Annotated in this window: 10 protein-coding genes; 8 read left to right on the top strand and 2 right to left on the bottom strand. The window is 76.9% G+C overall.

Features of this window, described 5'->3' with window-relative positions:
• Nucleotides 1–250 precede the first annotated feature (250 nt).
• The 8 genes from QMQ26_RS14865 (at nt 251) to QMQ26_RS14830 (ending at nt 8,256) form a co-directional block, all read left to right on the top strand.
• Complete coding sequence (locus QMQ26_RS14865) at nt 251–919, top strand: DUF4097 family beta strand repeat-containing protein (protein WP_282205989.1); 669 nt, start codon at nt 251–253, stop codon at nt 917–919.
• Between the two features lie 103 nt (nt 920–1,022).
• The gene (locus tag QMQ26_RS14860) at nt 1,023–2,477 is read left to right on the top strand and encodes a WGR domain-containing protein (protein ID WP_282205988.1); all 1,455 of its coding nucleotides are present in this window, start codon (nt 1,023–1,025) and stop codon (nt 2,475–2,477) included.
• Between the two features lie 91 nt (nt 2,478–2,568).
• Nucleotides 2,569–3,765 carry a sensor histidine kinase gene (locus QMQ26_RS14855; RefSeq protein ID WP_282205987.1) on the top strand — a complete coding sequence of 399 codons (1,197 nt, stop codon included), beginning with the start codon at nt 2,569–2,571 and terminating at the stop codon, nt 3,763–3,765.
• 35 nt (nt 3,766–3,800) lie between these two features.
• On the top strand, nt 3,801–4,475 hold the full coding sequence (locus QMQ26_RS14850) for a response regulator transcription factor (RefSeq protein ID WP_111554903.1): 675 nt from the start codon (nt 3,801–3,803) through the stop codon (nt 4,473–4,475).
• A gap of 141 nt (nt 4,476–4,616) precedes the next feature.
• Nucleotides 4,617–5,198 carry a hypothetical protein gene (locus tag QMQ26_RS14845; RefSeq protein WP_282205986.1) on the top strand — a complete coding sequence of 194 codons (582 nt, stop codon included), beginning with the start codon at nt 4,617–4,619 and terminating at the stop codon, nt 5,196–5,198.
• A complete protein-coding gene (locus QMQ26_RS14840; protein ID WP_100837809.1) occupies nt 5,195–5,944 on the top strand; it encodes an SIR2 family NAD-dependent protein deacylase in 750 nt (249 codons plus the stop codon). Before QMQ26_RS14845 ends, QMQ26_RS14840 begins: the two co-directional genes overlap by 4 nt.
• Before the next feature lie 84 nt (nt 5,945–6,028).
• Entirely contained in the window at nt 6,029–7,240 is a 1,212-nt protein-coding gene (locus tag QMQ26_RS14835) for a cytochrome P450 (protein WP_282205985.1), read from the top strand.
• Between the two features lie 35 nt (nt 7,241–7,275).
• Nucleotides 7,276–8,256, top strand: a complete 981-nt coding sequence (locus tag QMQ26_RS14830) for an ADP-ribosylglycohydrolase family protein (protein WP_282206523.1) — start codon at nt 7,276–7,278, stop codon at nt 8,254–8,256.
• Between the two features lie 34 nt (nt 8,257–8,290).
• Here QMQ26_RS14830 and QMQ26_RS14825 read toward each other — a convergent pair whose 3' ends face one another.
• Both QMQ26_RS14825 and QMQ26_RS14820 read right to left on the bottom strand, forming a co-directional pair.
• Nucleotides 8,291–9,436, bottom strand: a complete 1,146-nt coding sequence (locus tag QMQ26_RS14825) for an ADP-ribosylglycohydrolase family protein (RefSeq protein ID WP_282205984.1) — start codon at nt 9,434–9,436, stop codon at nt 8,291–8,293.
• A gap of 34 nt (nt 9,437–9,470) precedes the next feature.
• Nucleotides 9,471–10,775 carry a DUF2786 domain-containing protein gene (locus QMQ26_RS14820; protein ID WP_282205983.1) on the bottom strand — a complete coding sequence of 435 codons (1,305 nt, stop codon included), beginning with the start codon at nt 10,773–10,775 and terminating at the stop codon, nt 9,471–9,473.
• Nucleotides 10,776–10,872 lie beyond the last annotated feature (97 nt).

Raw genomic sequence — 10,872 nt, 5'->3', positions numbered from 1 at the left:
TCTTGTCGGATCGGCGCGCGGCGTCGGGCGCCCGGCTGGGAGTGCCGGCGGAACGCCCTCGTACTGGGTGTACTCGGGTGTTTCGCCGGTGCTGCCAGGCGGGATGATCCGGCGTCGCGCGCCCGGCAAGATCGGCCGGACAGGGCCTAGGGGACATCCCCCGGGGGAGGAGGCGCCGGAACCACTCTCCGGAGGGAGGCGGCCGGGGGCGGCGGGCCGGGAGACTGGTGGTCGTCGAGAGGAGGCCGCGGTGAAGCGGTTCGTGGGGGCGGCGGCGGTCGTGGGGCTGCTGGCGGTCGGGGCGGTCGGGTGCGGGCCGTGGGACGAGCAGCGCAAGACGGTGTCGTACGAGGTGCCCGGGCAGGTCACCGCGTTGGAGGTGACCGGGGAGGTCGGCGGCATCGAGGTGCGGGCCGGGGACGGGCCGGTGCAGGTGGTGGAGAAGCGCACCTGGCAGGACGAGGAGCCGCGGGCCGGCCACGAGCTGAGCGGCGGGGTGCTGAAGCTGACGTACTCCTGCTCGCAGTGCGGGATCGGCTACCAGGTGCGGGTGCCGGCCGGGACGGTGCTGCGGCTGAAGGAGACCACCGGCGGCATCACGCTGCGCGACCTGAGCGGCGACATCACCGCGCGGACCGTCACCGGCGGCGTGGAGGCGACCGGGCTGCGCGGTGCGAACGTCACGCTGGAGGCCGGGACGGGCGGCGTCAGCGCCCGGTTCGCGGCGGCGCCGACCCGGGCCGAACTGCGCACCGGGACCGGCGGGGTGGAGCTGACGGTGCCCGCCGGGGAGGCGTACACGGTGGACGCGCACGCCTCGACCGGCGGCACCGAGGTGAGCGTCCCCTCGCAGGCCGGGGCCGGGCACGCGCTGGTCGCCCGGGCGGACACCGGCGGCGTGAAGGTCGCCACCGGCTGATCGCCAACTGTCGGTGCCGGGACGTAGATTGAGGGTGTCGGACGGAGGGCGCAGGCCCCGCCGGCACCCCTCCCGAACTCCGTGCCCGAAAGGGGCGTCGGCCATGTCCGCCACCGTTTCCGCCGACCCGCAGGTGACCTACCTGGAGCTCTCCGAGGACGAGGGGAGTGCCCACAAGTTCTACGAAGTCACGGTCAAGGAAGCCGAGTTGACCATCCGCTACGGCCGGATCGGCGAGCCGGGCACCACCAGGACCACGGTCTGCGCGAGCGCCGAGAAGGCCGCCGCGCAGGCCGCCAGGAAGATCGGCGAGAAGGTCCGCAAGGGCTACGCCCCGGCCGTGCGGGGCGTGCGCCAGCGCCGGTCGGTGACCCGCCGGCAGATCACCTCGACCCGCTCCACCGCCCGCCAGGCCCCGCTGCTGTGGCGCTTCCGCTCCGGCTCGCCCGCGTTCGGGGTGTACGTCGGCGAGGAGCACGCCTGGGTCGGCAACGAGCAGGGCGACGTCTACACGCTGACCACGGACGGCCGGGTCACCGGCCGGTTCGGCCTGCCCGACGGCGTCAAGTGCATCGTCGCCGACGACTGGTGGATCTACGCGGGCTGCGACGACGGCAAGGTGTACGACCTCGGCGGGAAGGTGCCGCGGGTGGCGTACGAGATCGCCCAGGACGTGGACATCTACTGGCTGGACATCCACGACGGCGTGCTCGGCGTCGCCGACGAGCGCGGCGGGCTGACCACCGTCGACCACGAGGACGAGTTCCAGTGGCGGCGCAACGCCCAGGGCTCCTCCGGCTGGATGGTGCGCTGCGACGCCGAGTCGGTCTACCACGGCTGGTCGGCGGGCGTGGCCCGGTACGCCAAGCGCGGCGGCGACCAGCTCTGGCACACCCGCACCAAGGGCTCGGTGCTGTTCGGCTGGCAGGAGCGGGACGAGGTGTTCGCCGGCACCTCGCAGGGCTGGGTGCACCGGCTGCGCAAGTCCGACGGCGCGGAGACCGCCGCGTACCGGTGCGACGCCGCGGTGTTCTCCTGCGCGGCCTCCCCGGACGGGGAGTTCGTGTTCGCGGGCGACAACCACTCGTCCGTCTACTGCTTCGCCGCCGACGGCACCCGGCTGTGGAAGCTGGGCACCGGCTGCGGCTCGGCGTACAGCATGCAGTACCGCGACGGGCGGCTGTACCTGGTCACCACCGACGGTTCGCTGGCCTGCCTGGACGCCTCCCAGGGCGCCGTGCGGGCCGCCGAGCAGGGCACCCTGCCGGCCACCGCCGAGGTGAGCGGCGCGGGCGTCGAGCGGGTCGCGGCCGGCGCCGAGCTGGAGACCGTCAGCGCCGGCGCGGTGGCGGGCGCCGGGGGCGTCGAGGTGGAGTGCGTGGCCGAGGGCGGGCGGCTGCGGGTCCGGGTGGTCACGCCCGGCTACGACGCCACGCTGCGGGTGCAGTTCCCCAAGGACGTCCGGGTCGCCGGGGCGCGGTACCTGGTCGCCGAGGTGCGCCGGTCCGAGTCCGGCGGCTTCTACCGGGCCCGCGGGGAGATCAAGCGGCTGCTGTGACGCCCCGGGGCGTTCGCCCGGGGCGCTCCCCGGCGCCCCGTGCCGGGAGGCGCGCGCGGCGGCCGGCCGACGATGCGGGAGGATGCGCGGCATGGGGACGCGGGGGACGCGGGGGACGTGGGGGACGTGGGGGAAGCGGACGGACGGGCTGCTGGCCTGGGGGCGGGCCCGGGCCTGGGCGGTGGACGGGCCGCTGCTGGCGCTCGCCGTCGGCGTCTCGCTCTGGGGGGTGTACACCGACGGGCACGCGGCCGAACGGCGGTGGTGGGCCTACGCGCTGGCGCTGGCCGGGTCGCTGCCGCTGTGGTGGCGCCGCCGCGCCCCGTGGGCGGTGCTGCTGGCCTGCGCGGTACCCACCTGCGCGCTGTCGGTGGTCGCGCACTTCGCGATGCCGCAGATCCAGGTCGCCATGGCGGTCGCCGTCTACACCGTCGCCGACCGCGGCCGGGACTGGCAGCGCGCCGCGCTGCTGGCCTTCGCGGTGGTCGGCAACGTGGTCGGCACCCGCTCCTTCGGCGGCATGCTGTTCAGCCTGGTGGTGTCGGTCGGCAGCTTCGTGCTCGGCTCGCTGGTGCGGGAGCTGCGCCGGCTGGCCGGCGTCGAGGCCGAACGGGCCCGGCAGGCCGGGCTGCGGGCCGCCAGCGACGCCGCCCGCGCGGTCGCCGAGGAGCGCGCCCGGATCGCCCGCGAGATGCACGACATCCTGGCCCACGCGGTCTCGCTGATGGTGGTGCAGGCCGAGGCCGGGCCGCTGGTGGTGCGCGGCGACCCCGACCGGGCGGTCCGCGCGTTCGACGCCATCGCCGACTCCGGGCGCGACGCCATGGTCCAGCTCCGGCGCTCGCTGGGCGTGCTGAAGGAGGGCGGCGCGGCGCCCGCGCTCGCCCCGCAGCCCCGGCTGGCCGAGCTCGCGGAGGTGCTGCAGCGGGTCCGCGAGTCCGGGGTGGCGGTCGACGCCGAGATCGAGGAGGCCGGGCCGGCCGAGGTGCAGGCGGCGGCCTTCCGGATCGTCCAGGAGGCGCTCACCAACGTGGTCAAGCACGCCGGCGCCCGCCGGGTCGGCGTCCGGGTCGCGGTCCGCGACGGGGCGCTGCTGGCGGTCGAGGTGGTCGACGACGGCGCGGGAGCGGGGGCGGGCGCGGCGGCCGGGGTCGACGGGCGCTCCGGCGGGCGCGGCCTGCTCTCCATCCGGGAGCGCGCGGCGGCCTGCGGCGGCAGCGCCGAGACCGGGCCCCGACCCGACGGGCCCGGCTACCTGGTGGCCGCCGTGCTGCCGCTCGACGCCTGAGGGCTGCCGATCAACAACTGGGAGAGGGACGGAAGTTGACCATACGCGTGGTGATCGCCGACGACCAGGAACTGGTCCGGGCCGGGTTCGGCATGATCCTCGACGCCCAGCCCGACATCGAGGTCGTCGCCGAGGCCGGCGACGGGCGGCAGGCCGTGGAGGCCGTCCGCGCGCACGCCCCCGACGTCCTGCTGCTGGACGTCCGGATGCCCGTCATGGACGGCCTGGAGGCCGCCCGCCGGGTCTGCGCCGAGCACCCCGGCTGCCGGGTCATCATGCTCACCACCTTCGACGTCGACGACTACGTCTTCGACGCGCTGTACGCCGGGGCCAGCGGCTTCCTGCTCAAGGACGTCCGCCGCGACGACCTCGCCCACGCCGTCCGGGTCGTCCACTCCGGCGAGGCGCTGCTCGCCCCGTCCGTCACCCGCCGGGTGATCGGCGAGGTCACCGCCCGCAAGACCGGCGCCGCCCCGGCCGTCGCCCGGCCGCTGCGGCGCCTGCTGGAGTCGCTCACCGCCCGCGAGTCGGAGACCCTGCGGCTGGTCGCCCGGGGCATGTCCAACGCCGAGATCGCCGCCGAACTGGTGGTCAGCGAGCACACCGTGAAGACCCACGTCAGCAACCTGCTGCAGAAGCTCGGCCTGCGCGACCGCGTCCACGCGGTGGTCTTCGCGTACGAGGCGGGGGCGGTCACGGCGGGGGAGTGAGACCCGCCCGCCGCCGCGGCGGGCGGCGGGCTCCCCCTCGGGAGGGAGGCCCGGGCATCGCCGTCGCGGGGGAGGCGCGGCGGCGGGCGTCGCGGGAGGGTGGGGGTGCCGGGAAGGCACACTCACGAGGGGGTCGGGGCGATGGTGACGGGACGTCGGGCGCTGGGCTGGGCGGCGGGGCTGATGGCGGTGTACGGGCTGGTGCGGCTGCTGCCGGGCTCGCGCGGGGTGGGCGCCGGCTGGACGGTGGGGCACCTGGCGCTGTTCGCCGGGCTGGCGCTGCTGGGCGCGGGGCTGCCGGAGCTGTGGCGGCTGGGCGGCCGGGACGGGGCGTGGGGCCGGGCCTGGCTCGGCCTCGGCTGGGCCGGGGTGGCGGCCGGCCTGGCGCAGGCCGGGATCGACCTGTACGCGAACGCCGTCTCGGCCGACCGGGCGGCCCGCTCGGCGCTGTTCGACCGGGTGCAGTCGGTGCCGGGCGTGCTGCCGCTGGTGTACACCGTCGTCCCGCTGCTGCTGTACGTCGGCCTGCTCGGGCTGCTGGCCCGCCTGGCGCTCCGCCGGACCGTCCCGTGGTGGAGCCCGGCGCTGGTGCTGCTGGGCACCCTGGCGACGGGCGCGTCGCTGGACTTCCTGGCGCTCGGCGCGGCGCTCTACCTGCTGGCGTTCCGGCCGGTGATAACCGCTGGCCGCGGCGGGCCGAGGGCCGTACCGTCCGGGGCATGAACGGGAAGCGGCCGCTGGTGGCGGTCTTGACGGGGGCGGGCATCTCCACGGACTCGGGCATCCCCGACTACCGGGGCCCGCAGGGGCTCTGGCAGCGGGACCCGAGCGCGCAGGAACTGGTCACGATCGGCCCGTACCTGGCGAGCACCGAGGTGCGGCGCCGGGCCTGGCTGATGCGGCGGGACGCGGGCGCGATCGGCGCCCGGCCGAACGCCGGGCACCGGGCGCTGGCGGACCTGGAGCGGGCCGGCGTCCCGGTGCGGGTGCTCACCCAGAACGTGGACGGGCTGCACCAGGCGGCCGGCGTCTCCCCGCGCAAGGTGCTCGAACTGCACGGCACGGCCACCGGGGTGCGGTGCGCGGGCTGCGGGGAGTCCGGCCCGATGGCGGCGGCGCTGGCGCGGGTCGCCGCCGGCGAGGACGACCCGGCCTGCGCGCGCTGCGGCGGGGTGCTGCGGCCGTGCACCGTGATGTTCGGCGAGCCGCTGGACGAGCGGGTGCTGGAGCAGGCGGAGACGATCGCCCGGAACTGCCAGGTGTTCCTGGCGGTCGGCAGCTCGCTCCAGGTGCACCCGGCGGCGCTGCTGCCGCGGATCGCGCTGGAGCACGGCGCGCGGCTGATCGTGGTCAACGGCGAGCCCACGCCGTACGACGCGGAGGCGCACGAGGTGGTCCGCACGCCGATCTCGACCGCGCTGCCCGCGCTGGTGGCCCGCCTGGTGGACGGCGACCTGTCCGGGCTCTGAGCCGCCGCCCGCCCGGGGCGCCCGGCCCGCCGCGGCGCGGGCCGGGGCCCGTAGCATGGCGGCCCGACGAGCAGGGAGGACCCCATGGCGATCGACGCCTTCGACCCGTGGTCGGCCGCGTTCGTGGCGCACCCCTACCCGGCGTACGCCGCGCTGCGCGAGCGGGCGCCCGTCCACCACTACGCGCCGACCGGCCAGTGGCTGGTCTCCCGGCACGCCGACGTCAACGCGCTGCTGCGGGACCGGCGGCTCGGCCGCACCCACACGCACCGGTTCACCCACGAGGAGTTCGGGCGGCCCGCGCCGGACCCCGCCCACGAGCCGTTCCACACCCTCAACGACCACGGCCTGCTGGACCTGGAGGGCCCCGACCACGCCCGAATCCGCCGCCTGGTCGCCAAGGTCTTCACCCCGCGCACGGTCGAGTCGCTGCGCCCCGCCGTCCGCAAGCTGGCCGGCGAACTCGTCGACGGCCTGCTCGCCGAGGGCGGCGGCGACCTGATCGCCCGGGTCGCCGAACCGCTGCCGGTCGCGGTGATCGCCGAGCTGCTGGGCGTCCCCGAGCCGGACCGGCACCTGCTGCGCCCCTGGTCCGCCGACATCACCGGCATGTTCGAACTCCACCCGAGCGCGGAGACGGCCCGCCGCGCCGTCACCGCCAGCATCGAATTCTCGTCCTACCTGCGGGAGTTGATCCGCCGCCGGCGCGCCGACCCGGGCCCCGACCTGATCAGCGCGCTGGCCCTGGCCGCCGAGGACGGGCAGTCGCTCAGCGAACAGGAGGTGGTCTCCACCTGCGTGCTGCTGCTCAACGCCGGCCACGAGGCCACCGTCAACACCACCGGCAACGGCTGGCTCGCCCTGTTCCGCAACCCCGGCGAACTCGCCCGGCTGCGCGGCGCGGTGGACGAACTGCTGCCCACCGCCGTCGAGGAGCTGATGCGCTACGACACCCCGCTGCAGATGTTCGAACGCTGGGTGCTGGACGACATCGAGGTGGCCGGCACGCACATCCCGCGCGGCGCCGAGGTCGCCCTGCTGTTCGGCTCCGCCAACCACGACCCCGAGCGCTTCACCGACCCCGAACGGCTCGACCTCGGCCGCACCGACAACCCGCACCTCAGCTTCGGCGCCGGAATCCACTTCTGCCTCGGCGCCCCGCTCGCCAGAATGGAACTCACCGAGTCCTACGGCGCACTGCTCCGCAAGGCCCCCGGGCTGACGCTGCGGCGCGAGCCCGACTGGCGCCCCGGCTACGTGATCCGGGGGCTGGAGGAACTGCTGGTCGAGGTCTGAGGGGGGAACGCACGGTGAAGCGGGCGACCGGGGCGATGCTGGGACTGGCGATCGGGGACGCGCTCGGCAAGCCCACCGAGTTCCTCGACCTGGACGAGATCGGGCGGATCAGCGCCGACTGGCGGCGCCTCCCGCTCCCGGAGAAGGCCGTGGTCACCGACGACACCCAGATGACGCTCGCGCTGGCCCGCGCCCTGCGCGACGCCCTCGCCGAGGGTCCGCTCGTCCCGCTGCGCCTCGAACTCCCGCTGCGCGAGGAGTTCGTGGACTGGTGGCGCTCCCCGGACAACGACCGCGCCCCCGGCATGACCTGCCTGCGCTCCTGCTTCCGGCTCTCCACCGGCCGCCCCTGGCAGGACGCCGGCGACCTCGGCTCCAAGGGCTGCGGCGCGAACATGCGGGTCGCCCCGCTCGGCCTGGTCCGCGAACTGACCGACCGCCAGGTCGCCGGCGCCGCCCAGCTGCAGTCCGGCCTCACCCACGCCCACCCCACCGCACTGGCCGCCAGCGAACTCACCGCGTTCACCGTCCGCTGGCTCGCCCAGGGCGTCGAACCGGCCGAACTCCCGGCCCGGCTGCGCGCCCACGCGCACCGGCAGCGCACCCGCTACGACGAGTTCTGGCTCGGCGACCTCGCGGCCCGGGACCACACCGGCACCCCGGAGCAGTTCATCGCCCGCGGCTGGGACGACTGCCTGGACGTCCTGGACCGGCTCGACGCCGCGCTCGCCGACCCCGACCTCGACCTCGACGCCGACCCGTGCGGGCGCACCGGCGCGGGCTGGATCGCCGAGGAGGCCCTCGCCACCGCCCTGCTCTGCTTCCTGCTGCTGCCCGACGACCCGGTCGCCGCCGTCCGCCGCGCCGCGGTCTCCTCCGGCGACTCCGACTCGCTGGCCTGCCTGGCCGGCGCCTTCGCCGGGGCCCGGCACGGCGCGGACGCCTGGCCGCGCGAGTGGACCGACCGGATCGAGTACCGCCGCGAACTGCTGGCCCTCGGGGCGCTCTGGGACTGAACCGCGGGCTCCCGGGCCGCCGCCGGGGAGCGGCTCAGCCGCGCGGCCGGAACCGCGCCCCCTCCGGCCCGCCCGGGGCGGCGGGGACGGGCGCGGGGGCGGGCGTGGCAACGGAGGCGGGCCCGGCGGCGGGTCCGGGCGCCGTCGCGGGCCGCGGGTAGCGGGCGTCCAGGGCCGACCGGTCGCCGCCGGTGGCGGCGACCGCGGCGGCGGTGACGAGGTCGTCGGCGACCTGGAGGACCACCTCGCGGCCCTCCACCAGGGCGCACCAGTCGGCGGGCAGGCCGGACCGCCCGTGCAGGGCGCCGACCAGGTTGCCGCAGACCGCGCCGGTGGAGTCGCTGTCGCCGGAGTGGTTGACCGACAGCACCAGGGCGGTGCGGGCGTCCGGCCCGGCCAGCGCCGCGTACACGGCGACGGCCAGGCACTCCTCGGCGATCCAGCCCAGCCCGACCCGCTCCACGGCCTCCGCCGTGCCCGGGCCCTCCGCGGCGATCCGGACGGCCCGGCGCAGCGCGTCGCCGGTCTCCGCGCCCAGCCGGTGCGCGTCCAGCTGGGCGAGCACCGCGTCCACGGCCGGGCGCAGCGGCGTCCCGGCGGCGACCCGGTCGACCAGGGCCGCGAACGCGCCCGCCGCGAGGTAGCCGGTGGGGTGGCCGTGGGTCAGCTGCGCGGCCACCGCGGCCTGCCGGAACGCCTCCTCCGGGCCCAGTCCGAGCAGGCCGAACGGGGCCGAGCGCATCACCGTCCCGCAGCCCTTGGAGCCCGGGTTGACCGGGCCGTCCTGGCCGAACGGGGCGGCCGGCCGGTAGGCGGCGGCCACCCCGGTGGTGCAGGCGTTGCCCGGGGCCCGGGAGGCGTACAGGAAGTCCTGGGCGGCCAGCCAGCCGTCGGGGTCGCGCCCCGGCCCGGGCAGCCGCTGGGTGAGGAACCAGCGCCGGTAGGCGGCGTGCAGGTCCTCCGGGCGGCCGCCGCGCAGCAGGCCCTCCGCGGTGAACAGGGTCATCTGGGTGTCGTCGGTGACCTGCCCGCCGAGCCCGGCGTCCGCCAGGTCGGTCAGGCCGTCCGGCCCGAACCGCTCCCGAATCCGCTCCAGCCGCTGGAACTCGATCGGCCAGCCCAGGGCGTCGCCCAGCGCGCCCCCGAGCAGCGCGCCGCGCACCCGGTCGGTGAAATCCATCGGTCCTCCCCCGTCACGGGGTGCCGCCGGCCGGTCAGCGCGCGATGCGCCCCGAACCGCGGTGCAGGGAAGCCCGGTCGGCGGCGGCCCGGCCCTCGACCCAGCCCTCGCCGTCGCTCACCCGCACCCGCTGCGACACCAGTTTGGGGAACATCTTGCCCACCGCGTCGTCGACGGCCTCCGCCCGGGCCGCCAGTACCGGCAGCAGACCGCCGTCCGGGACGGCCGGCAGCGGCGCGCGGTCCGGGTCGGCGCCGTCCGGGTGCCCGGCCGTGCGCCCGGCCGCGACGTCCTCGTCGGCCTGCGCGGTGGCCCGCTCGGTGGCCTCGGCCAGCCGCTCCCGGATCCGGGCCGCGTACGCCACCAGGAAGGACTGCCGGAACGCCTTGGTCCGGGCCGCGCCGTCCTTGTGCTTGCGGCTGCCCGCCCGGTGCATCGCCGCCGTCGCCTGCACCAGCAGCGAGGTGTACAGCAGCTCCACCGCGTCCAGGTCGGCGTCGAAGCCGACCACCGTGCAGAACCCGAACTCCTTCGCCCACACCACCCGGCACCGGTTCGCCGCCGCCACCGCGTCCAGCAGCATCGTCTTGGGGCCCTCGTACGGGTTGTCCACCCCGATCCGGACCGCCGCCGGGTCGTCCGCCGACCGGCCGCCGCCCGCCGCCAGCAGCGCCTCATCGATCGAGTGGCGGGCCATCAGCTCCTGCGCCTTCGCGGTCAGCGCCTCCGCCTCGTCCGGGAACCCGGTCGACTCGGCCTTCGCCAGCAGCGCCCTGATCCGCCCCAGCATCCGCGGCTCGTCCGCGCGCGGCGCGCCCGCCCGCGGGGCCGACTGCCCGGGCCCCGGACCCACCGGCTGCACCGGCGGCAGCAGCGCCCAGACCCGCAGCAGCTCCAGCGCCGCCGTCGCCAGCGCGAACCGGTCCAGCCGGTGCCGGGCCGCGAACTCCGGCAGGTACGCCTCGTCGGACGGCCACCACGGGTGGGCCTCCAGCTCCCGCAACTGCTCGCGCCAGCGCCGGTCCAGCGCCGCCGCCGGGTGCCGCCGGCCCTCCGCCGCGATCAGGTCCACCGCCAGCGCGACCTGCACCGGGCCCAGCTCCCGCCGCGCCACCCGCACCAGGTCGGCCGGCTGCCACCCGGCCGCCCAGCAGCGGCCCACCGCCCGCTCGGCGGCCCCCAGCAGCGCCCGGCTCACCCCCGGCCACCGCTCCGCCGACGCCGCCAGCAGCGACGCCGCCCCGTCCACCACGTACTCCAGCCCCCCGGCCGGCGCCCCCGCCACCCGGGCCACCGCCTCCGCCACCAGCTCGTCCACGGGCTGATCGGTGCTGGCCACGGCGGTTCCTGCTTCCTACGAGGGAGGGGACCCCTCCATGATGCCGGAGGGCCAGGACCGGGAGCCCGGGAGCGGTGGGGCCGTGGCTGCGGGCGGT

Source organism: Kitasatospora fiedleri, from assembly GCF_948472415.1.
In the GTDB taxonomy this organism is placed as follows: domain Bacteria; phylum Actinomycetota; class Actinomycetes; order Streptomycetales; family Streptomycetaceae; genus Kitasatospora; species Kitasatospora fiedleri.
Note: the sequence above shows the minus strand (reverse complement) of the source record. Positions and strands in the feature narration are given on the sequence as shown.

What these genes read in the sequence shown, in the direction of transcription:
- QMQ26_RS14840 (WP_100837809.1), top strand. Translation starts at nt 5,195, where the DNA reads ATGAACGGGAAGCGGCCGCTGGTGGCGGTCTTGACGGGGGCGGGCATC.
- QMQ26_RS14860 (WP_282205988.1), top strand. Translation starts at nt 1,023, where the DNA reads ATGTCCGCCACCGTTTCCGCCGACCCGCAGGTGACCTACCTGGAGCTC.
- QMQ26_RS14830 (WP_282206523.1), top strand. Translation starts at nt 7,276, where the DNA reads ATGCTGGGACTGGCGATCGGGGACGCGCTCGGCAAGCCCACCGAGTTC.
- QMQ26_RS14835 (WP_282205985.1), top strand. Translation starts at nt 6,029, where the DNA reads ATGGCGATCGACGCCTTCGACCCGTGGTCGGCCGCGTTCGTGGCGCAC.
- QMQ26_RS14845 (WP_282205986.1), top strand. Translation starts at nt 4,617, where the DNA reads ATGGTGACGGGACGTCGGGCGCTGGGCTGGGCGGCGGGGCTGATGGCG.
- QMQ26_RS14855 (WP_282205987.1), top strand. Translation starts at nt 2,569, where the DNA reads ATGGGGACGCGGGGGACGCGGGGGACGTGGGGGACGTGGGGGAAGCGG.
- QMQ26_RS14825 (WP_282205984.1), bottom strand. Translation starts at nt 9,436, where the DNA reads ATGGATTTCACCGACCGGGTGCGCGGCGCGCTGCTCGGGGGCGCGCTG.